The organism is Paenibacillus sp. BR1-192, from assembly GCF_029542445.1.
GTDB lineage: Bacteria > Bacillota > Bacilli > Paenibacillales > Paenibacillaceae > Paenibacillus_AQ > Paenibacillus_AQ lautus_A.
Window position 1 is genome coordinate 7,094,096 of record NZ_CP120718.1, and the last position, 21,374, is coordinate 7,115,469.

Annotated in this window: 21 protein-coding genes and 1 tRNA gene; 2 read left to right on the forward strand and 20 right to left on the reverse strand. The window is 46.3% G+C overall.

The window, feature by feature from the left end; all coding sequences use genetic code 11:
* Window positions 1–267: 267 nt before the first annotated feature.
* From P0X86_RS32560 to rpsF, 9 genes are all read right to left on the reverse strand, one after another.
* Window positions 268–1,233 carry an ABC transporter ATP-binding protein gene (locus P0X86_RS32560; protein ID WP_090909581.1) on the reverse strand — a complete coding sequence of 322 codons (966 nt, stop codon included), beginning with the start codon at window positions 1,231–1,233 and terminating at the stop codon, window positions 268–270.
* A complete protein-coding gene (locus tag P0X86_RS32565) occupies window positions 1,233–2,207 on the reverse strand; it encodes an ABC transporter ATP-binding protein (protein WP_277747418.1) in 975 nt (324 codons plus the stop codon). The genes P0X86_RS32560 and P0X86_RS32565 overlap by 1 nt, the downstream gene beginning before the upstream one ends.
* Before the next feature lie 11 nt (window positions 2,208–2,218).
* Complete coding sequence (opp4C, locus tag P0X86_RS32570) at window positions 2,219–3,142, reverse strand: oligopeptide ABC transporter permease (RefSeq protein WP_277747419.1); 924 nt, start codon at window positions 3,140–3,142, stop codon at window positions 2,219–2,221.
* A 12-nt stretch (window positions 3,143–3,154) separates the two neighbouring features.
* Window positions 3,155–4,117 (reverse strand): ABC transporter permease, encoded by a 963-nt coding sequence (locus P0X86_RS32575; protein WP_277747420.1) that lies wholly within the window; start codon window positions 4,115–4,117, stop codon window positions 3,155–3,157.
* Window positions 4,118–4,183: 66 nt separating this feature from the next.
* Window positions 4,184–5,953 carry an ABC transporter substrate-binding protein gene (locus P0X86_RS32580; RefSeq protein WP_277747421.1) on the reverse strand — a complete coding sequence of 590 codons (1,770 nt, stop codon included), beginning with the start codon at window positions 5,951–5,953 and terminating at the stop codon, window positions 4,184–4,186.
* A 729-nt stretch (window positions 5,954–6,682) separates the two neighbouring features.
* Window positions 6,683–7,357 carry an SOS response-associated peptidase gene (locus tag P0X86_RS32585; protein WP_096777264.1) on the reverse strand — a complete coding sequence of 225 codons (675 nt, stop codon included), beginning with the start codon at window positions 7,355–7,357 and terminating at the stop codon, window positions 6,683–6,685.
* Window positions 7,358–8,230: 873 nt separating this feature from the next.
* Window positions 8,231–8,503, reverse strand: a complete 273-nt coding sequence (gene rpsR, locus P0X86_RS32590) for a 30S ribosomal protein S18 (RefSeq protein WP_006207333.1) — start codon at window positions 8,501–8,503, stop codon at window positions 8,231–8,233.
* 21 nt (window positions 8,504–8,524) lie between these two features.
* Window positions 8,525–9,019 carry a single-stranded DNA-binding protein gene (ssb, locus tag P0X86_RS32595; RefSeq protein ID WP_015738118.1) on the reverse strand — a complete coding sequence of 165 codons (495 nt, stop codon included), beginning with the start codon at window positions 9,017–9,019 and terminating at the stop codon, window positions 8,525–8,527.
* A gap of 47 nt (window positions 9,020–9,066) precedes the next feature.
* A complete protein-coding gene (rpsF, locus tag P0X86_RS32600; protein ID WP_009591503.1) occupies window positions 9,067–9,351 on the reverse strand; it encodes a 30S ribosomal protein S6 in 285 nt (94 codons plus the stop codon).
* 238 nt (window positions 9,352–9,589) lie between these two features.
* Between rpsF and P0X86_RS32605 the strand changes: the two genes are divergently transcribed.
* On the forward strand, window positions 9,590–9,784 hold the full coding sequence (locus tag P0X86_RS32605; RefSeq protein WP_015738119.1) for a YjzC family protein: 195 nt from the start codon (window positions 9,590–9,592) through the stop codon (window positions 9,782–9,784).
* 559 nt (window positions 9,785–10,343) lie between these two features.
* Here P0X86_RS32605 and P0X86_RS32610 read toward each other — a convergent pair.
* From P0X86_RS32610 to P0X86_RS32625, 4 genes are all read right to left on the reverse strand, one after another.
* A tRNA-Ser gene (locus P0X86_RS32610) sits at window positions 10,344–10,434 on the reverse strand.
* A 132-nt stretch (window positions 10,435–10,566) separates the two neighbouring features.
* Window positions 10,567–10,788, reverse strand: a complete 222-nt coding sequence (locus P0X86_RS32615; RefSeq protein WP_090909575.1) for a DUF951 domain-containing protein — start codon at window positions 10,786–10,788, stop codon at window positions 10,567–10,569.
* Between the two features lie 65 nt (window positions 10,789–10,853).
* Entirely contained in the window at window positions 10,854–11,756 is a 903-nt protein-coding gene (locus P0X86_RS32620) for a mechanosensitive ion channel family protein (protein WP_277747422.1), read from the reverse strand.
* Window positions 11,757–11,775: 19 nt separating this feature from the next.
* Entirely contained in the window at window positions 11,776–12,030 is a 255-nt protein-coding gene (locus P0X86_RS32625; RefSeq protein WP_096777266.1) for a putative Se/S carrier protein, read from the reverse strand.
* A gap of 260 nt (window positions 12,031–12,290) precedes the next feature.
* Here P0X86_RS32625 and yyaC point away from each other — a divergent pair, with 260 nt between their 5' ends.
* Window positions 12,291–12,896: a spore protease YyaC gene (gene yyaC, locus P0X86_RS32630; RefSeq protein ID WP_036659575.1), complete on the forward strand. Its 606-nt coding sequence runs from the start codon at window positions 12,291–12,293 to the stop codon at window positions 12,894–12,896.
* On the opposite strand, the gene P0X86_RS32635 is transcribed toward yyaC, so the two are convergent.
* From P0X86_RS32635 to mnmG, 7 genes are all read right to left on the reverse strand, one after another.
* A complete protein-coding gene (locus tag P0X86_RS32635) occupies window positions 12,853–13,371 on the reverse strand; it encodes a DUF4446 family protein (RefSeq protein ID WP_277747423.1) in 519 nt (172 codons plus the stop codon). The genes yyaC and P0X86_RS32635 overlap by 44 nt on opposite strands.
* A 38-nt stretch (window positions 13,372–13,409) precedes the next feature.
* Window positions 13,410–14,558 (reverse strand): aminotransferase class V-fold PLP-dependent enzyme, encoded by a 1,149-nt coding sequence (locus P0X86_RS32640; RefSeq protein WP_277747424.1) that lies wholly within the window; start codon window positions 14,556–14,558, stop codon window positions 13,410–13,412.
* A gap of 212 nt (window positions 14,559–14,770) precedes the next feature.
* Entirely contained in the window at window positions 14,771–15,610 is an 840-nt protein-coding gene (locus P0X86_RS32645) for a ParB/RepB/Spo0J family partition protein (protein ID WP_009591559.1), read from the reverse strand.
* A complete protein-coding gene (locus P0X86_RS32650; protein WP_009591460.1) occupies window positions 15,603–16,364 on the reverse strand; it encodes a ParA family protein in 762 nt (253 codons plus the stop codon). The genes P0X86_RS32645 and P0X86_RS32650 overlap by 8 nt, the downstream gene beginning before the upstream one ends.
* A gap of 265 nt (window positions 16,365–16,629) precedes the next feature.
* A complete protein-coding gene (noc, locus tag P0X86_RS32655; RefSeq protein WP_192570157.1) occupies window positions 16,630–17,448 on the reverse strand; it encodes a nucleoid occlusion protein in 819 nt (272 codons plus the stop codon).
* Between the two features lie 1,255 nt (window positions 17,449–18,703).
* Window positions 18,704–19,426, reverse strand: coding sequence for a 16S rRNA (guanine(527)-N(7))-methyltransferase RsmG (gene rsmG, locus P0X86_RS32660; RefSeq protein WP_277747425.1), 723 nt, complete (start codon window positions 19,424–19,426; stop codon window positions 18,704–18,706).
* A gap of 3 nt (window positions 19,427–19,429) precedes the next feature.
* Window positions 19,430–21,316, reverse strand: coding sequence for a tRNA uridine-5-carboxymethylaminomethyl(34) synthesis enzyme MnmG (gene mnmG, locus P0X86_RS32665; protein ID WP_277747426.1), 1,887 nt, complete (start codon window positions 21,314–21,316; stop codon window positions 19,430–19,432).
* Between the last annotated feature and the right edge of the window lie 58 nt (window positions 21,317–21,374).

A 21,374-nucleotide genomic window follows, 5' to 3' on the forward strand; every position in this document is an offset into this window, starting at 1 on the left:
CGTTAATACACAAACAACAATGGTCTCTTGGTGGCATCCATCCCTGCATAACTGTCAAGCTATACTCCCATGCAAGAATACCTCCATATAGGTTTGCGAGTGAAAACTCATGAAAGTTTATTTAGAGATATTTATAAATTGGATCGCGTAGAAAAGACGAAAAGGACTTTCTCCGTCGGCCAGACGGAGAAAGTCCTTCTATGAATCTGTAAATCTTCTAATCATCACACTGATTGCTGTCAAAAAAACTGGATATGATGAGTCGTATTAAGCATAGTGACAAGCAACAAAGTGATCATTTCCTACATTGCGGTATTCCGGTACTTGCTGTTTGCACAAGTCTGAAGCCAGCGGGCAGCGTGTGTGGAATTTGCAGCCTGAAGGCGGGTTCGCCGGGCTTGGAATGTCGCCTTTCAGTACGATCCGATCACGCTTCAGCGTTGGGTCCGGTACCGGTACGGCAGACAGCAATGCTTTCGTATAAGGATGCAGTGGGTTGCGGAACAGTTCTTCCTTGCTGGCCATTTCTACCATCGATCCCAGATACATTACCCCAATTCGGTTGCACAAATGCTCTACAACACTGAGATCATGAGAAATGAACAAGTAAGTCAGCTGCTTCTCGCGCTGCAAATCACTTAATAAGTTGATGATTTGTGCTTGAATCGATACGTCCAATGCAGATACCGGCTCATCCGCGACGATAAAGTCGGGATTCAGAATCAATGCGCGGGCAATCCCGATCCGTTGTCGCTGTCCGCCGGAGAACTCATGCGGATACCGATCGTAATGATAGGCAGCAAGGCCGCAAATTTCCAGCGTTTCAATCACGCGGTCTTTAAGTTCCTTACGATTAACTAACCCATGGTCAATGAGTGCTTCGCCGATGGCTTCGCCCACTTTGATTCTTGGATTCAGCGAGCTGAATGGATCCTGGAATACGATCTGCATCTTCGGACGCAGGGCACGCATCTTCTCCTTGGACAAGGTATGGATGTCGGTACCGTTGAAGATGACCTTGCCTTCCGTTTTTTCCAGCAATCGAAGAATGGTTCGTCCTATGGTGCTCTTGCCGCAGCCCGATTCACCTACGAGCCCGAAGGATTCGCCTTTGTTGATGGTAAAGCTGACTCCGTCAACGGCCCTTACATTGCCCACGGTTCGTTGAAATACGCCGCCGGTGATGGGAAAGTATTTCTTCAAACCGTCTATTTCGATCAGTGCTTGACTCATTAGGCTTTCCCCTCCTCTTCATACAGCCAGCAAGCGACCTTATGGCCGTTAGGATCCGTACCGAGCGGAGGTGTTTTCTCCTTGCAGATCTGCATGCAGAATTCGCAGCGATCATGGAAATGACAGTTGTCTCCAAGATCTACCGGGTTAGGAACTTGTCCCGGAATCGAATACAGACGTTCTTGCGTCTGATTAATGACCGGCTTCGCTTTCAGAAGACCTTTGGTATATGGATGCTTCGGCTGTTTAAATAGCTCGATGACCGGAGCCTCTTCTATGACTTTGCCTGCGTACATAACGACAACATAATCCGCCATTTCGGCAACAACGCCAAGGTCATGCGTGATGAGCATAATTGAAGTGTTGAGTTTACCCTTAATGTCACGCATCAAATCCAAAATCTGGGCCTGAATCGTAACGTCAAGCGCGGTCGTAGGCTCATCCGCGATCAGCAGCTTCGGATTACAGCTAAGGGCAATCGCGATCATGATCCGTTGGCGCATACCGCCGCTGAGTTCATGCGGATAAGAATCGAAAATCTTCTCCGCTCGCGGGATTCCAACCAAATTAATCAGATCGATGGCGCGTTGTTTTGCTTCTTTACGGTTAACGAGCTGATGAAGCAGGATCGGCTCCACAATCTGCTCCCCGATTGTTAATACCGGGTTAAGCGAGGTCATGGGTTCCTGAAAAATCATGGCGATATCGTTGCCGCGAATCAAGCTCATCTCGCGCTTGCTCATCTTCAGCAGATCCTTGCCTTCATACAGGATTTCTCCCCCTACCGGAGGCGTATCGATCAAACGCATAAGAGACATGGCTGTAACGCTTTTACCACAGCCTGACTCCCCCACCACGCACAATGTTTCACCTTCACGGATTTTGAAGCTTACATCGTCGACGGCTTTCACGGTGCCTGCGGAGGTTTGAAAATGCGTTTTTAAATTGCGGAATTCTACTATTTCTTTTGCCATATTCGCATCTCCTACTTCTTCATTTTCGGGTCAAGTGCGTCGCGAAGCCCGTCACCGATCAAATTGATTGCAACTACGGTAACAAGAATACACATGCCTGGCGGTATCCATAGCCACGGCCGTTTACGGAAATCAATGAGATTGTTGGCAGCAGAGATCATATTTCCCCATGACGGCGTCGGTGGAACAACACCAATTCCGAGATAACTTAGTGCAGATTCATAAATAATTGCACCTGCTACCCCTAAGGTTGCAGATACAATAATGATCGGAATCGTATTAGGAAGCAGATGACGGAAGATTTTCCGGCGATCTTTAAGCCCTAAAGCTTCTGTTGCTTGCATGAACTCCTGCTCGCGGAGTCCCAAGATTTGACCGCGAACGAGACGGGATATACTACTCCACCCGAGCACACCGATAATCAGCATCAAGAAATAGATACGATCTGATGGCTCCACCTTGAGGTCCGACAAGATCGCACCCAGGATAATCAGGATCGGTAGTGTAGGTATTGCCATAAAGATATCAGCTACACGCATGATCAGCGTGTCTACCCATTTACGATAAAAACCCGCTAAAGCTCCCAAGGTTGCTCCGATGATAACCGAAATGCCAGTCGCAACAAGCCCAACCAAAAGAGATATTCGTCCAGCAAGCATCATGCGCAGCAGAATATCGCGCCCCAGCTTATCGGTACCCAGCCAATATTTCGAGCTAGGAGGTAAGTTTTTATCAAGCTTATTGTAATCGTACAGGTCATAAGGTGAAAAGAACGGACCAATAAAACAGAGCAAAAACATAAATACAACTATAAAAAGTCCGATGACAGCAAGACGGTTTCTGGCAAAACGGCGAATCGCAATTCGCCATGGGGAATCCGGCCGCTTCTTCGGAACTGGTAGATTCGTTTTTAATGGTGCAGTCTCTGTGGACAAGTGAATCTCCTCCTACTTTAAGCGAATTCTTGGATCTGCAGCTCCATATAGAACGTCAGACAACAGGTTACCCAAAAGTGTCAGAACGGATATGAATACTGTGAAACCAAGCATGAACGGATAATCCCGCATATTGATCGATTCCAGATAAACTTGACCGACCCCGGGCCAGATGAAAATCTTCTCCATGATGATGGCGCCACCAAATAAGGATGGAAGCTCAAAACCCATGAGAGTAATAGCAGGAAGCATGGCATTACGCAGCGCATGCTTGAAAATAACCGTACGTTCCTTCAATCCCTTTGCACGGGCTGTTCGGATGTAATCCTGACGGATAACCTCCAGCATGCTTGTACGGAAGTATCGCGTCAAACTGCCTGTGCTCAGCATTGTAAGCACCGTAACCGGCAAGGCCATATGCCATGCGATATCGATCAGTTGATCCCATGTGCTTCCATTCATTCCTGAAGTCTTCATGCCGCCAACAGGGAACCATCCTAAATCCAAGGCAAAAAACTTGATCAGAAGGAGTCCGATAAAGAAAGAAGGCAGTGACATACACAAGAAGATTACCAGAGTTACGATCTTATCGAATAATGAGTACTGAAACCTCGCCGAGAAGACACCAGCAAAAGTAGCTATAATCCAACTGAAAATCAAACTGAAAATCGCAACAAAAAAGGAATTCCATACGTAATTATTCATTACGGTTGTAACCGGTTGTTTGTGCACAAGGGAATCTCCGAGATTACCCTTTAACATATTACCAGCCCATGTAAGATAACGTTCTACAGGCGGCTTATCCAAACCATAAATTTCCCGAAGCTGAGCTGCCTTCTCAGCAGTCATCGTCGGGTTGTTCACTGCAGTGATATAATCACCTGGTACCAAAGATGATATAGCAAATATAATAATCGAAATCCCGATCAATGTCGGGATGATCTGCAGCAGCCTCCGGATAATGTACTGCTTCATAATATTCCTCCCGGCTTATAAGTGCATATGCCCAGCTCTTGCGAGCTGAGCATAAGTTTCTTGATGCTATTGTTGAATTTCTGCTTTGTACAGGTCAATTGCAAAGTTTTTGTAAGGTGTGATGTCAATTCCGTTCAATCTGGAGTTAATCGCCCACATATCACGTCTTTGGTAGATCGGAAGATCCGGAACGTTTTGGTTCAGCGCTTGATATGCTTCTGCATAAGCCGCTTTACGCTCTTCCAAATCGAAGGCATTCAGACCTTTCTTCATAGCTGCATCATAGTCAGGGTTGGAGAATCCGATATCGTTTTGCTGTCCATCCGTGATGTATACGGTGGAGTCTGGGTCTGGAGTCAAGCCCCAAGCAGCAAAGAACATTTCAAACTCGCCTTTATCCTTCTTATCCATGATGGCGTTGAAGTCCAATGTTTCAGACGTCAATTTGATGCCCAGCTCTTGGTAGTTCTGTGTCATAATCGGAATCAATGCATCAATTACCGGGTTGTCAGCAGTTGCAGAGAAGTGAATATCGAATTTCTTGCCGTCTTTTTCACGGATGCCGTCAGCACCTGGAACCCAGCCTGCTTCATCAAGAAGCTGCTTCGCTTTCTCGGGATCGTATTCATACGGTTCAATACCTTCATTCGTATAAGCCCATGATTCGCTGGATTGTGGAACATTGATTACGTTCGCATATGGACCATAAATGATTTCAACAACTTCAGCACGGTTCAAACCGTACATCAGAGCTTGACGAACTTTAACATCTTGGAATTTAGGATCTTTATGGTTCAGAGCAACATAGCCGTAACCATTGTATGGGAAGATGTTAATATCCAAGAAGCCCATTTCCTTCACAGCTTCTACGTTATCTTCACTAACGGAAACCATATCCATATCGATTTCACCGGATTGGAACATAGCCAATTTGGTTTCGTCGGTTGTAGTCTTGTAGATGACGTTCTTAATTTTTGGCGCACCCAAGAAATAGTTAGGATTAGCTTCCAATACTACCTCTTGTCCAGGAGAGAAGCTCTTCAGCACATATTGACCACTGCCGACTGGTTTGGCATGCAGGTCTTTCATGTACTCCAGGTCGCCGTGCTTGTAACCTTTGCCATAAACGGATTCTGGAACAAAAAATACAGTACCCAGATTATCCTTCGTCATAGCATTTGCTTCTGTAACTTCGATTTCAACGGTGTGGTCGTCGATGATTTTAATACCGGAAATCTCGTCAGCTTTACCATCGTAATAATCTTTTCCGCCTTTAATGTTAACGGACAGAATGTCGGATTGACCGTCGTAGCTTTTGTCATGTAAAACTTTCATGGCGAAAGCATAGTCTTTTACAGTAACCGGATCGCCATTAGAGTATGTCACACCCGACTTCAATTTGAATGTGTATTTCAATTTGTCTTCGGATACTTCAACGCTCTCAGCCAAGCGATTATTATAAGTACCATCACCGTTCAGGGAGAAGAAAGAATCGAAAATTGCGTCTACAACATAACGGTCATAAGCAGTCTGCCAGTAAAACGGGTTAAATACCCCTTTAGGTGCAGTCATACCGACAACAAGCGTGTCTTTACGATTCAATGCAGTTGCTGGATTCAAAGATGGGTCTTCAGCTTCAAAATAGCCTTGGCTTTCGTCACCAGATTCAGCTGGCGGTTCTGTAGTTTCTTCGCCATCGCCTTCAGCTGGTGGAGTTTGCTCCGTTTGATCCCCTTGACTTGGTGGCTGTTCTGCTGTTCCTCCGCCCGAGCATGCTGCCAATACCGTGATGGCCAAAAGCATGATTGCAAGCAGGAGTGACATTCTTTTCTTCATGCGAATCCTCCTCTTAAAAAATGTTGTTGCAATATAAATTATCAGGACGAATATTGAAATCATCCTTAAATAATTTCGGTACTGAACGTTACGTTCTCTAGGATGTCATTGCATGATGTGAAACAACTTGAAAGTTTTACAGAAAATATACCATTGGTCAATTAGTGCCAAAGTCTCTAGCAATATCTTCTTGCCTATAAAATTAATGTTATGATACGTGTAAATTTAGGTAACGTCAATTACTTTTTTTCATATTTCTCAAAAATCATGTTTTTATCGTCGTTTTCGAGGTTAATAATTAAGTTTATCTCCGTTGTATATCCTTAGTTTACTGAAAATGTATGTAATATCAAGATTTAATTACAATTTATAACTATAATCGCTTTCGGTTTTGTTGAAATTATGTAATGTTATATTACAAATAATTTGAATTCAGATTTAAAACCTTGATTAAAAGTGCTAAAAGTTAAGTTTCATGTTAAATTATATCACACCATCCTAGTCTATCTCTGCTCAATCTAAATAAAGCCCATTTTTATGTAATATTTCATCCTAACCGTATGCTTCAATTCCGTATTAGGTGACGCCTGTTTGAAGGTATTGCCTTTCATGGTTTCGTCCCTCTACTGCATTAAAGTCTAAAAAAAGCAATCCGGGGGCATCTTCCGGATTGCTTTCATGTTCTGTTTTATGTCAGATCAATCAACCTCGTTCTTTCATACTTACGAACTACAGGTTCTTCACCCAAGCAAGCTTCAAATCCATTTCTTCAATGCACTGCTGATGATCATGCGTATCGTCGGCCACTAAAGGCGTTACCGGATATATGCGCATCTGTCCGCGGTAAGTATGGAGCAGCGGATGAACCGCATGCCTTCCCTGGATTTCCGGGTCCAGCCACTTGGCCATATTTTCTTCTGACAAGATTGCCGGCATCCGTGTTTCGAACTCCGATATCGCTTCATTAGCATCCGTCATCAGAACTGTGCAGGTTCTCATTTCATTTCCTCTGGCATCCCGCCATGTCTCGTATAGGCCCGCCATACCGAATATTTCATTATCTCCGATCACGGTCCGTACGGCATAACTCCGTTTGCCGACCGTCCTCCAGTAATATAGTCCGTTGCAAGGTATAACGCAGCGTCTCGTATCAATCGCTTTTCGATAAGTGGGATTCTGATCAACTGTCGTAATATCGGCGTTGACCGCATCTTTCCCCCAATACGGAACCAAGCCCCACCGATACTCATCGAGTACCCGCTCCCCCTGTTCCTGTACAATGACCGGCATGGTTTGGGTAGGACTAATGTTGTATCGGCTCTTGTAGTAATACATGACCCGATGGATGCCAAAGCGTTGATTCACTTCTTCGAGCCCTGCGGACAGCGAAAATCTTCTGCACATACGACTACCTCCTTTTTCCTTTATCGTTTGGATAATGGAGGAGGAATATGCATAATAAGACTAACATCATGGAGCTTCCACTCTATGTACGCTTGTATCCCTGGAGAGGACATCATCAGATTGAAAAATTTCTGCAATTTTAATGTAATCGCATTATTAAATTTTCCTTACCTCACGGTTCGAAGCCATGTTCGTATACCATGTTTGTACACGATAGACATCAAACTTCATACGAGAATAAGAAATAGGCCCGTACCAATCTCTTTTTTCGATATATGAAAAGGATCGCATTCTATATACTAGACAAATATCATTCCACCCTTCATGCAGAAAGGCTACAGATACCTATATATAATAGAAGGAATTTTTTTAGCCTACTTTGCGATCGGCCCACATTTATGGATTCTTTTATAGCAGGAACATTCATTGTTCTTATCGTTGTATTGCTTACAATAGACACTGTCCTTTCGAAGCAGACATGATTTCAGGGCTTTAAAACTGGAAAGCTTTACACCAGGCTTGTATTTATCGATCGCTGCTACTCTTTAACAATGTACACTCTGAGGAGACACGATTCTTCCGTGAAGACATTATATCCCAACATTTGGTTAAGCCTGTTTGAAACCGAAGTGGTCTGTCCCTGCTCTTGTTTCATATATGATTTAACCTCTGCCACTCAACATGGATGCTTTTACGATTTCGCAATGGACAGCGACGTGGTCTTGCAAGCATCTGCCGACATTGCTTACTCGACGACAGACCGCATATGGCCGAGGTATCCCTTGCGAGATGTTGAAGTAAGCACTTGAGTTTGTACCTAATAAAAAAGCGGCTCAGCCTATGATTAGGCTGAACCGCTTTACACACAAAGGATTACTCCGTTGTGTATGGAAGCAATGCGATTTGACGGGAGCGTTTGATCGCAATCGTCAGGGCACGCTGATATTTAGCGCTAGTACCTGTTACACGACGAGGCAGGATTTTTCCGCGCTCGCTGATGAATTTCTTGAGCAGGTCTGTATCTTTATAGTCAATGTGAGTAATTTTGTTCACAGTGAAGAAACATACTTTACGACGCTTGTTGCGGCCGCCGCGGCGTGCCGGTCTTTTGTCGTTGTCTCCGCCTTCTCTTTGTTTAAAAGCCATGTGTTATCAGTCCTTTCCGTATTAAAATGGCAAATCATCATCCGAAATATCGATCGGTTTTCCTTCATCGGAAAAAGGATCCTGATTGTTGTTTCGCGAGTAGTTATTGTTCCCCCGGTTTCCGCCACCGCTATTGCCGTTGCTTCCTCCGTTAAACGATGATTCCTCACGATTTCCTCCGCCACCGCTTGTTTCACGGTTTGACTCCAAGAAGCGAACATTATCGGCAATGACTTCGGTGACGTATACACGCTTACCTTCGTTATTCTCGTAATTCCGCACTTGAATGCGCCCTTCTACAGCCGTCAGACGGCCTTTGCGCAGATAGTTTGCACAAGTCTCCGCAAGCTGTCTCCAGGTCACGACCGGAATGAAATCCGCTTCGCGCTCCCCGCCTTGTCCGGTAAACGGACGATCAACAGCAAGTGTAAATTGCGTTACAGCAACACCTGAAGGAGTATATCGCAGCTCGGGATCCTTAGTCAGTCGGCCAATCAAAATGACACGGTTCAACAATCCAATCCCCTCCTTAGAACGAAATCAATTACAAAGTTTGGTCCGTATTAAGCAACGTCGTTCGTGATGAGATAACGAATGACTTCGTCAGAAATCTTCATGAGACGCTCAAGCTCAGCTACAACTTCAGGTGTTGCGTTGAAGTTTACCAGAACGTAGACGCCATCACGGAATTTCTTGATCTCATACGCAAGACGGCGTTTACCCATTACGTCATGCTTTGTAATTTCTCCGCCGTTGGAGATGATGCCTTGGAATTTATCGACTGCAGCTTGAACAGCTTCTTGTTCAATGTCAGGACGAATAATGTACATCACTTCATATTTGCGCATATATTTCACCTCCTTATGGACTTCGGCCCTCAATCGATGTTGAGAGCAAGGAGCGAGTCTAACTCGCACCATAATACTATATCAGAACGGATGATCGGATGCAAGTTTCTTTTCGAAACCAAACATGCCCTCTTCCCTTTATTACCGCGCCTTTCTCTCTTTCCCTGCAATGATTTAAGGTCTGTTGGCGCATGATAATACATGCAGTCCATCCATCATAATGAGGAGGAATTCCATAATGGGAGAACAGACCGAATTTCGTGCAGGCGACAAAGCGCCAAACAACGGCATTTATATGGAAGTTGGCGTTAGAGACCATATTATGGGCATCGAGAACCCGCGTCAAATTAAAATGAGCAAGGGCGACACCTTTCCTGAAACTCAAAATGATGATCGCGTATGGTTAAACAAGCGTCGGGTGCAGCCTAAGTAACAGCCTGGAATGTTCCAGACGCATGGTATTGTTCGGCGTCCGTCCTATGATCCTGAGCACTGCCCCACGATCGAGCTTTGCCTATATGGCTGTCGTTCAAGCAATGAAGGCTGACCATTTACTCTAAATTGTCATTCGTTGAAATTAGCATGTATACAAACAGCCCTTTATGCGCACATTATAATCAGGCGGTGCATGAGAGAGGTGTGGTTCCGTTGAACGTTGCAACTGAACAACGCAGAAGGTTTCTGATCGTCGCACGAATTGCAAGCTGAGGAAATGAGCCGAGTGCTTGACCTTTAGGACAAGTGAAGCTGTTGACAAGGTTCGCAGAAGTGCTGATAAAATGATTCCAATTCACAAGCACCGCCTACCCAGAAGGAAGGGCCCATTAGGGCCCTTCTTTTTTTATATCCGCTTCTCGACAACGAAAAACACCCTCGGCAGGTCATCTGTCCTGCATGAGGGTGTTTTATTCAAAGGCGTCCGTACAGCTTAACGCCTCGGTTTATGTAACAATATCGTCTGCATCCATAACAGCGGAACTTAGAACGATTGGTGGCGGAAAGGGTGGGATTCGAACCCACGCACGCCTTGCGACGCCTAGCTGATTTCGAGTCAGCCCCCTTGGGCCTCTTGGGTACCTTTCCACAGCAAGATTGATTATATCATGGAAACGTTATCTGGTCAATAGCTTGTCTCCACATCTTTTTAGCTGCTCGATCAGATTCGCCTTACCGGCTTCATGAATACTGGCCTGGGAAGCTTCCGGGGAGGAAATATTAAGGTGTATCCCCTGCCCCTTCCGATTCCTGCGCCGAACGTAAAACCTTCTTCATATTCTTCTCGAACTTTACACGGGGGATCAACACGCTGTGCTGACACTTCGTGCATTTAATCCGAATATCCATCCCCATGCGAATAATCTCCATCTCATTATTTCCACAAGGATGGGGCTTCTTCATCTGAACGATATCCCCTAACTGAAAAACCTTGCGCTCCATGGTTACCGCTCCCTTTTGTTTCGTCGCTTCATTATCTATTATATAACATCGGATCACCGAATAGATCAACCCTGAGCGCGTTCTTGCCCCAGCTCGCGTGCTTCAATGGCCTGTTTGATATCGGTAAAAATCTGGCGTTCCACGGCTTCCCTGGCATTCGGATTACACTCGGCTACGATGCGAACCACATATTCCGACGTTGTCAAAGACTGGATCCCAAGCACATCCGGCGTACGCTGCACCTCGGGCCGGCGGTCCATGATTCCCGTAAGTGCCGATTGAATCAATGTAATCGTATCCTTCACCTGCTGATCGTTTTTCACTGGCAGATCCACTATCGCAAGCGAGTTGGAAAGAGAGTAGTTCGTAACGCTGGTAATCATCCCGTTCGGAATGATATAGGTTTCTCCGTTCAGGCCCCTGACACGCGATGTGCGCAGCCCGATCATTTCGACCGTTCCCCGGTACTCGCCGCTCTTAATCACGTCACCCACGGCGAACTGATCCTCGAATATAATGAAGAATCCGGTAATAACGTCCTTCACCAAGCTTTGTGCACCGAAACCGATGGCAAGACCCAGTACACCGGCACCAGCCAACAGCGGCCCTAGCTTGAAGTTGAACTCCGACAGAATGATTAAGATCATGACAAAATTACATACGACGGAGGTTACATTTTTTAACAATTCCCCTACCGTGACAAAGCGTCTTGAGTTCACCTGGATTCGGCTCTTCTCCTGCCGGAGCAGAAACTGATCAATCATTTTATACACAACCCGGATCACGAGACGCGTCAGAATAAATATGATGATTACCCGAATGCCGGATGACAGAATATTCATCCACATCTCCTCATTCGTTAACCAGCCCCAGATCTTATCTTTCAAGCCCTCTGCCTCCTCAGCTATCGTTTGCAAGTCTACATCATCTTCTGTAGTTTCCCCAGACAAGTAACCAAAGTCCCTCATCCCTGATGTCCTCCCTTACTTACTCTTCGATGTTGATATACCTCTCGTTGTCATCAAGCGCAAAAATGCCCCGGATCTCCACATGCTCCAGCCGGATGATCTCTTGAACATCCTTTAACGCATCAGGGGGGAATTGAATCGATAATGCACAGCCAGCCGTGATCTCTTTCGGCGTAGGGAACAGATCTATTTCGATATCCGCATACTCCAGCAGCATTTCCGCGCGCAGCGCCTGCTGGGTGGAATCGAATGCGATCACCATCGCACCTTCCACTGCCCAATCCTCCTTCATACTGCCTATCATTTTAGTAGTATGTATCTCTCATCATCATGTCCGTCAATTAAGGGTTTTATATAAAACTATTAAAATAAATTCAACATTTCATAGAACTTCTGCAGGTCCATGTCCTATTCGTATCAAAGCACGGCCACCGCTCAAAATGATTAAATCGCATTTTAAGCAAAACGCAAAGTATAAAAACAGTCTTTCATCCATATACTGATACTACCAAATGCAGACGAAAGGAAGATTCTATGAACCGTCTATCTAAAATCACGTCTCGCCCGGAGGCTTCCAGCTTAAAAATACCACACACGGACCCTAATATCCATTCTGCTATTATACATCGCTTGCTCTTTCATCTTTCCGACGCCCGTATTCAGCACCGGCCGCTTGTCATTGTCTGCATCGGCACCGATCGGTCCACCGGTGACTGCCTGGGGCCGCTGGTCGGCACTTCGCTTGCCCGCTACAACAGTTCGCTGTTTCATCTTTACGGGACGCTGGACGAGCCTGTCCACGCCATGAATCTGAAGGATACGCTGACCGCCATATATGAGAAATTCGATAACCCTTTTGTGATCGGGATTGACGCCTGCTTAGGCCAATCAACCAGCGTAGGCTCCATTCAGATCGCCGATGGCCCTCTTAAGCCTGGAGCCGGCGTACATAAAGAATTACCGCCGGTTGGCGATATCCACGTCACGGGAATCGTCAATGTCGGCGGCTTTATGGAATACTTCGTATTGCAGAACACTCGATTAAGCTTGGTCATGCGGTTATCTGATATTATCGCAACCTGCCTGTTTGCAGGGATTAAAGAGTGGAACCGTTCTTCCCTTCTTGCAGCGCAAGAGTAACGGCCTCTTTTTCTTCCGGAGACAATGGATATTTGGATTGCCCATCCTTCAATGGTTTGGCGTACACATAGGAGCTCTCCCGGTTATGCAGACCGGTCAGAACGATCCCTTCCTCCTCCTCACTGAGGATAGCCAGGGAGAAGCTCATTTCGTTCCCCCGCTCGCCAAATGCATTATATCTGACGATGCCAACTTTGGATTTCATTCCTTTCAAGCTGCCGTTGATGGAATCCAGCATTTTTTGATGACTGGCATGCCCTTCTTCAATTTCATCCATTTGGATTTTCAACTGGACCAGCAGCGATTCGATATCTTCTACCCCGCTACCTGCCATCATCGCCTCGTATCTGCGCTTCATCTTGCGCAATTTTACCCCTTGAACAATTAAGGTTATCCATAAGATCAAGATGATCATGACCATTCCGACGACAAACCAATGAAGCTGCTCCATGATCAATTCATTTAATTCAGACATGCTTTCTTCCTTCCTCTTCTCCATCTTGATCTGTTTGTTTAACTGTGAATTTCCTTGATCGCTTTTCGCATGAATTCTATATCGTCATGGCTCGTAGAAATTCCAACGCTCGCTCTGACCGCACCCGTATGTTCCGTTCCTGAGGCCATATGGGCAAGCGGTGTACAATGATAACCGGCACGCACGGCAATCCCATATTCCCGGTCCAGTCGAAAAGCTATTTCGGACGCGTCGAATTTTTCAGACACAAAAGCCACGATGCCTGTCCGCGCTTTTCCAAGAGCAGGACCGAGTAAACGAAGGCCTCTCACCTCTTGCAGGCCCTCCATCATATATTGCGTTAATTCCCATTCATGCCGGTAAATATGCTGTGGCGTCCATTCAAGCACCTTCTGCACACCCGCTTGCAATCCCGCATATCCAATCGTATTCGGCGTTCCTGCCTCATATCGATCCGGACGCACCGTCGGCTGTTCAATAGCCTCCGATTGACTGCCGGTACCTCCATGCAGCAATGGTTCCAGATCAATATCAGGCGAGATATACAGCCCTCCTGTTCCTTGTGGCCCCAGAAGCCCTTTATGCCCGGGAAACGCGAGCATACCCACGTGCATCTTCTCCACATGAATACCCAGCATACCGGCACTTTGGGCAGCATCCACGAGCAGTATAGCCCCTTTCTTCTTCGCCAGTTCTCCTATCTCAACAAGTGGAATAATGGAACCAAGCAGATTGGAACTATGACTGCACACAACAAGCCTAGTGTTAGAACGAAAGGCTCCCTCGATTCGTTGCAGATCAAGCTGACCTTCCTCATCAACGGGAACATAGTCTACTTGTATCCCCCGGGTGCGCTTCAAATATTCAAGCGGCCTGCGCACAGAATTATGCTCAATCATCGTCGCAATGACATGATCGCCTTCACGCAAACACCCTTTGATGGCTAAATTAAGCGCTTCGGTTGTATTCGATGTCAACGCAATATCGTTGGGGTTCTTCACTCCAAACAAATCTGCCAACGTTTTCCGAGTCCCATAAAGGACACGGGATGCCTTCACCGCCATTCGGTGACTCCCTCGCCCCGGGTTTGCAGCCGCCTCTTCCATGGCCCTCTTCATTGCCTCAAACACTTCAGGAGGCTTGGGCCACGAAGTCGCGGCATGATCCAGATAAACGATCGGGTCCATGATGTTTCCCCTTCATTTTTCCGTAGTATTTTCCCTTTACAATACACATTCAAGCATCTTCAACTTCCGCTGCCAAATGAAGCGCCTCACGTTTAGTTAAATAAAGACATATCTCATTCCCTTTCAGGAACGTCGACATGTCTTTGGTTTTAATCTAACTCACTTTTTAACCAGCCACTCATCAACGGAGCCTTCAGATACCAAGCCTGCTCTTATTGAAGAAGTTCCAATAACCGCTCCAAATCCTGCTTGCTGTAATAATTAAGCTCAATCTTCCCTTTATCCTTATTGTGCTTAATTTTGACGGTCGTTTTAAATCGTTCTCTAAGATCCTCTTCCAGATGATCAATATAAGGATCGCGATTCTTGACCTTAGGCTTCGCTTTATCCGCTGGTTTGCGGTCCAGATTCTTAACCGCTTCCTCCAATTCGCGAACACTCCATTCCTGCTCCACGCATTGTTTCGCCAGCTGTTTAACAAGAATCGGATCCTTAATTCCCACGATCGCTCTGGCATGTCCCATCGACAATGTTCCACGTGAAACATTTTCCTTCACTTCTTCTGGTAATGAAAGCAATCGCAAAAAGTTAGCGATATGGGAACGAGATTTACCGACCTTCAATGACAACTCTTCTTGGGTTAAGGAAAATTGTTCCATAAGCCCTTGATAAGCTACCGCAATCTCCATGGCGTTCAGATTCTCGCGCTGCAAGTTCTCAATGAGGGCGATCTCCATTACTTGTTGGTCGCTGAAGGAACGAACCACCGCCGGAATCGTTGCTTTGCCGCAATATTGGGATGCCCGGAATCTTCGCTCCCCGGCAATAATCTCATAGCCCTTCAGTACGCTGCGGACAATAATCGGTTGAATCACACCATGCTGACGGATCGATTCCGCCAGCTCCTGGATCGCCTCATCGTTAAAAGTCTTTCGCGGCTGATACGGATTCGCTCGCAATTGACTGAGCGGAATTTCCACTACCTTGTCATCATCATGAATAGACAAAGATGGAATCAGCGCATCCAGCCCTTTTCCCAAACGTTTACTCATAAGAGATCACTTCCTTTGCCAGCTCCAAGTATACTTCCGCTCCCTTTGAACGGGGATCATACGTAATGATCGACTGCCCATGAGACGGTGCCTCACTCAAACGAATATTTCTCGGGATAATCGTTTTGTACACTTTTTCCTGAAAATACTTCTTCACTTCTTCAATCACCTGAATGCCCAGATTCGTGCGCGCATCCAGCATCGTCAGCAATACGCCTTCTATCTTGAGTGATGTATTCAGATGCTTCTGAACGAGGCGAACCGTATTCAGCAGCTGACTCAAACCTTCCAATGCGTAATATTCACATTGAATCGGGATGATGACCGAATCGGCCGCGGTCAATGAATTGATCGTTAAAATGCCAAGCGATGGAGGACAATCAATCAAAATATAATCATACTGGGGTTTGACTAATTGGAGTGATTTCTTCAATCGTACTTCACGAGAAATCGTAGGAACAAGCTCAATCTCGGCGCCAGCCAATTGAATGGTGGCCGGAATGATGTCCAAACCTTCGATATTAGTCCCACAGATGGCGTCCTTCGGGTGTACTTCATTGATGATAATATCGTAAATGCAATTTGCAACATCGGCTTTGTTAATGCCAACCCCACTCGTTGTGTTACCTTGGGGGTCTATATCCACCAAAAGCACCCGTTTGCCTAGCGAAGCCAATCCAGCTCCCAGATTGACGGAAGTCGTCGTTTTGCCGACACCGCCCTTTTGATTTGCTATGGCAATTATCTTTGACACTCATTTCACCTCAATGTAGGAAGACTCTTCTAAGTAGTCGCAATAGATGATATACAGCGAAAGGCTGTATATGTAATATGTGAACGATCCCGTAAAATACGGGATGCCCTGGATATAGCGCTCGATGATAATGAGTAATAATAAAATTACATATTTCTCATCTGCAGCATAAAACCTAATAAGCAAAGATATCGCTGCTGCAGAGAATCTTGATCTCTTGATCAACAGAAAAAGCGGTACGATGCATACCGCTTCACACCATATCTTAACGTTTAGGTATTTTTATAACGATTTCATAGTGATCATCGTGATCATTCTCCGTTGTTTTGATCGCCATCCCGGAACCGGATACCATATCAATCGATTGACGAATCGTATTCAGGGCCAGGCGAACATCCTTACTATACGATATGCGCTTCGCCTTCTTCATTGTCGTTACTTCTTTATAAAAGGCGATACGTGCTTCCGTCTGTTTCACATTCAGTTCTTTGGTAATGATTTCGTCCAGCACTTTAAGCTGGGTTTCTTCATTATCCAAGGAAAGCAGTGCACGCGCATGACGCTCCGTCACCTTGCGTTCCATCAAAGCCACTTTGGCCGCTTCCGGCAGCTGCAGCAAACGAATCTTGTTTGCAATCGTGGACTGGCTTTTGCCTAGTCGCTGTGCCAAGCTCTCCTGCGTTAATTGGTGAAGATCGATCAGCTTCTGGTAAGCTACTGCCTCTTCAATCGAGGTAAGACCTTCACGCTGCAGATTCTCGATTAACGCAATGGAGGCTGCTTGTGAATCGTTGAACTCCCGAACAATGGCCGGAATCGTGTCCAGACCCAGCTTCTTAACCGCACGCCAGCGGCGTTCCCCTGCAATGATCTCATACACGCCATTTCGAACGCGAACGACGATAGGCTGAATAACTCCATGGGTTTTAATCGTCTGAAGCAGCTCATCAATCTTCTCGTCATCAAAAATCGTCCGTGGCTGGTATGGGCTGCTGACAACCTCGTTTACCGGGATTTGTTTCACTTCATCCCCTTGGTTCCGCTCTGCCGCTAAGCCAAACAATCTCGAAAATTGTTCTTTCATTCCGTATATTACCACCTAATTTCATGATAGCACGGATAAGCCTCCGGTTTATCCCGGAATCGGTTAAACGATTGAACAACCACAATGTGAAGCATACACGGATCGTTCCAGCCACCATGTAGAACTAGTCATTTAAGTTGTTACGGTGCTGGCAATCATTGTGATGTCAGGCATTTCCCTGCAAAAACAGATTTCATGCTGATTAGAGAAAAACGTCTGTGTCATAGCCGTGTTTCCTCTGATCGAACCCGCTGCATGAAGCGGTTGCTTCTTGAGAGATAGATCAGGAGGCAATATCATGATGTTTACTATCAATCGATATCTCACAAACGGTATATATTTTGTTCTACTTCGTATGAGGCCAAGAACCCCCTTGGGTTAACCTGGCACTTCCAAAAAACAGCAGTCACAACAATCGAAGGTTGTTGACTGCACGAAGCAAGGATGGAAAAGTCACCAAACCAGGATTTATACTCTTTCATCCCTTCAAGGATCGGGCAATAGGGCCCGCCAGCTCAAATGGATACTACGATTCTATTCTACCACTTTTTGTCCTATAACTCTATTCTCCAATATCACCTTTTTTCCTGCATTTCTCGCTTGCTTTATACAGGATTTGTGCACAGTTCCAAAGTTTATCCGTCAAAATGATGCTCTTGAACCGCATCTCCCCTTCCATAGCCTTATCTATGATCACAGCATCCATAATAATTGTGGGATTTGCCAATTCAAGAACTCGCTTCTATCCTCATCTGCTAAGAAAGCAATCGACTCTCTCTTAAACGATTAATAAAATGGGAAGCTTTCATTCAAGAGAGTTCCACCTAACTTATTCCTTAAGAAATATCTTGGCGCAGATCACAACTCTAACAGGAAATATAATCCTACTATAATAATAGATATCATTTATTCAACGCACCTCAAACATTTGAAATGTTTCACGTGAAACATTCAAAGCTTAACAGATATATCCAAGGGACAAATGCTTAGTAGCCAATGTGTTACAACTGTTTTAGAAACAACACATTTCCGAACTCAGCCTTTCGCTACCCAACGAATGACACTCAGCCGACTAAACACCCGGAAATAAAGTGAGAGCCTCACGATATTACTCCATATAAGGATGAATGAATGCATCAAGTTCACTAACACGCCCTCTCTTCATCAATAATACAGTAAATAAAAAAAGAGGAGGACTCTTATAAGAGTCCTCCTCTTTAATCCGTTCGCATCTCATTTCCGAAGTCGCTGTTGCTTACACGATCGGCGTTTTGCTGGCCGTACCCGCCTTGCGAGGGTACTTGGTAGGCGTCGCTCCCTTTTTATCGATCACCACGATATGCCGGCCAGATTCCTCTACAGGCAAAGAGAACGAATGAACCTTGTTCAACGCCCCTCTCAGCTCTTTCAAACTGCGGGCCGCCTCCTTCACCTCTTCCGTAGGGTCACTGCCCTTCATCGCCGCGAATTGTCCCCCTACCTTCGTGAAAGGCAGGCAGAACTCATTCAATACAGCCATTCGGGCTACCGCTCTTGCCGTGACCAGGTCGAACCCGTCACGGTACCCATGTTTGCGGGCAACCTCTTCCGCGCGCCCATGGATCAGCTCAACCCCGGACAGTCCGAGGGTATCCGCAACATGCTTCAGAAACGTAATTCGTTTATTCAGCGAATCTACAATCGTCAGCTTGAGATGGGGAAAGCAGATTTTTAACGGAATTCCCGGGAAGCCGGCACCTGATCCGATATCCGCCAGATTGCCGACCTTGTTCATATCCACGTAAAAGGCAAGCGTAATCGAATCATAAAAATGCTTCGTGTAAACCTGCTCCCGTTCGGTTATTCCGGTTAAGTTCATTTTCTCATTCCACTCCACCAGCACTTCGTAATACATCTCAAACTGATGAAGCTGTTTCTCGTCAATCGTGATCCCGTGCTCGCCGAGCCGGTCTACAAAAGCTTTCTGAATGTCGTCCATTCCTTATCCTTTCGCTGCGGTTACCCGGTTATAATGCTCCAGGTAAACGAGAAGTATCGAAATATCCGCTGGCGTTACGCCGGCAATGCGCGATGCCTGGCCGATGGAAATCGGACGGATTTTGTTCAGCTTCTGCCGAGCCTCCATGGCCAGTCCGTTGATCTCGTCGTAAACGATATCCTCCGGAATGCGTTTCTTCTCCATCTTCTGAAGCTTTTCCACATGTCCCAGCTGTTTCTCAATATAACCCGCATATTTGATTTGAATTTCGACTTGCTCCTTCATTTCCTCATCCAGCTCGTAAGGAGACGGCGAGAGCGACTCAACCATGGCAAACGTAATCTCCGGACGACGCAAAATGGTCAGCATATTGCTTCCGTCCACGATCGGTGCTGACCCGGCGGCTTCCAGCATCGCATTCACCTCAACCGGTTTCACCTTCGTTTGGCGAAGACGTTCGATCTCCTGCTCAACGAGCTGCTTCTTCAGCACGAATCTGGCATAACGCTCTTCCGAGATCAGTCCGATGTCATGACCGATTTCGGTAAGTCGCAGATCGGCATTGTCATGACGGAGCAGCAGACGGTATTCTGCACGGGAGGTGAGCAAACGATAAGGCTCGTTCGTCCCTTTAGTCACCAGGTCATCGATCAGCACTCCAATATAACCCTGGGAGCGATCCAGAATGACTGGCTCTTTGCCCTGCACTTTACGTGCCGCATTGATTCCAGCCATAATACCTTGGCCTGCCGCCTCTTCATATCCCGAGGTACCATTGATCTGACCGGCCGTGAACAGGCCCGGCAGCTTCTTGGTTTCCAGAGATGGCCACAGCTGCGTCGGCACCATGGCATCATACTCAATCGCATAACCGTTACGCATCATTTCTACCTTCTCCATTCCAGGAATGGAACGAAGCACCGCAAGCTGAACATCCTCAGGCATGCTGGTGGATAGACCTTGCACGTAGTATTCTTTTGTATTTTTACCTTCAGGCTCCAGGAAAATCTGATGTTTCGGCTTGTCGGCAAAACGAACGATCTTGTCCTCGATGGACGGGCAATAACGCGGACCCGTTCCTTCTATAACGCCAGAGAACATCGGCGCGCGATGAAGGTTGTCATTGATGATCTTATGCGTATCCACCGACGTATACGTCAACCAGCAAGGAAGCTGCTCATTGTCGGAGGATTTCGTTTCGTAAGAGAAGAACTTAGGCTTCTCATCCCCAGGCTGAATTTCGGTCTTGGAGAAATCAATCGTATCCTTATGCACCCGCGGCGGCGTGCCTGTTTTGAAGCGAACAAGATCGAATCCAAGCTCGCGCAGGTTATGCGCAAGTTTTACCGAAGGCTGTTGATTGTTCGGACCGCTCTCATACATGAGTTCGCCCATAATGACTTTACCGCGCAAATACGTACCGGTTGTCAGCACAACGGCTTTCGCGCGATATTCCGTACCCGTCTGCGTCACGATCCCCACGCACATGCCATCCTCCACGATGAGCTGATCCACCATACCCTGACGAAGGGTAAGCTTCTCTTCCTTCTCCATCGTTTCTTTCATCGTATGCTGATAAGAAAACTTGTCCGCTTGAGCGCGCAGCGCGTGGACGGCCGGACCTTTACCCGTATTCAACATGCGCATTTGAATGAAGGTTTTATCGATATTGCGGCCCATTTCTCCGCCCAGTGCGTCGATTTCGCGTACGACATGTCCTTTGGCAGGACCTCCAATGGACGGGTTACAAGGCATAAAAGCAACCATATCCAGGTTGATGGTAACCATCAACGTTTCAGCACCCATACGCGCGGACGCCAGTGCAGCCTCGCAACCGGCATGGCCCGCACCGACTACAATCACGTCATAAGTGCCACCCATATAACTCATAGCTCACCCTCCTGTTCTTATTGTGTTATATACGTTATCAAGGGGCATCCACCTCGGA

Excerpts from the sequence above, each read along its gene's own strand:
- P0X86_RS32565 (WP_277747418.1), bottom strand. The coding sequence starts at position 2,207 with ATGGCAAAAGAAATAGTAGAATTCCGCAATTTAAAAACGCATTTTCAA.
- P0X86_RS32560 (WP_090909581.1), bottom strand. The coding sequence starts at position 1,233 with ATGAGTCAAGCACTGATCGAAATAGACGGTTTGAAGAAATACTTTCCC.
- noc (WP_192570157.1), bottom strand. The coding sequence starts at position 17,448 with ATGAAAGAACAATTTTCGAGATTGTTTGGCTTAGCGGCAGAGCGGAAC.
- P0X86_RS32645 (WP_009591559.1), bottom strand. The coding sequence starts at position 15,610 with ATGAGTAAACGTTTGGGAAAAGGGCTGGATGCGCTGATTCCATCTTTG.
- P0X86_RS32575 (WP_277747420.1), bottom strand. The coding sequence starts at position 4,117 with ATGAAGCAGTACATTATCCGGAGGCTGCTGCAGATCATCCCGACATTG.
- P0X86_RS32640 (WP_277747424.1), bottom strand. The coding sequence starts at position 14,558 with ATGGACCCGATCGTTTATCTGGATCATGCCGCGACTTCGTGGCCCAAG.
- P0X86_RS32580 (WP_277747421.1), bottom strand. The coding sequence starts at position 5,953 with ATGAAGAAAAGAATGTCACTCCTGCTTGCAATCATGCTTTTGGCCATC.
- P0X86_RS32620 (WP_277747422.1), bottom strand. The coding sequence starts at position 11,756 with ATGAGGGACTTTGGTTACTTGTCTGGGGAAACTACAGAAGATGATGTA.
- P0X86_RS32615 (WP_090909575.1), bottom strand. The coding sequence starts at position 10,788 with ATGGAGCGCAAGGTTTTTCAGTTAGGGGATATCGTTCAGATGAAGAAG.
- rpsF (WP_009591503.1), bottom strand. The coding sequence starts at position 9,351 with ATGCGCAAATATGAAGTGATGTACATTATTCGTCCTGACATTGAACAA.
- P0X86_RS32635 (WP_277747423.1), bottom strand. The coding sequence starts at position 13,371 with ATGTCTGAATTAAATGAATTGATCATGGAGCAGCTTCATTGGTTTGTC.
- rsmG (WP_277747425.1), bottom strand. The coding sequence starts at position 19,426 with ATGGACGACATTCAGAAAGCTTTTGTAGACCGGCTCGGCGAGCACGGG.
- mnmG (WP_277747426.1), bottom strand. The coding sequence starts at position 21,316 with ATGAGTTATATGGGTGGCACTTATGACGTGATTGTAGTCGGTGCGGGC.
- rpsR (WP_006207333.1), bottom strand. The coding sequence starts at position 8,503 with ATGGCTTTTAAACAAAGAGAAGGCGGAGACAACGACAAAAGACCGGCA.
- P0X86_RS32585 (WP_096777264.1), bottom strand. The coding sequence starts at position 7,357 with ATGTGCAGAAGATTTTCGCTGTCCGCAGGGCTCGAAGAAGTGAATCAA.
- yyaC (WP_036659575.1), top strand. The coding sequence starts at position 12,291 with ATGAACCGTCTATCTAAAATCACGTCTCGCCCGGAGGCTTCCAGCTTA.
- P0X86_RS32605 (WP_015738119.1), top strand. The coding sequence starts at position 9,590 with ATGGGAGAACAGACCGAATTTCGTGCAGGCGACAAAGCGCCAAACAAC.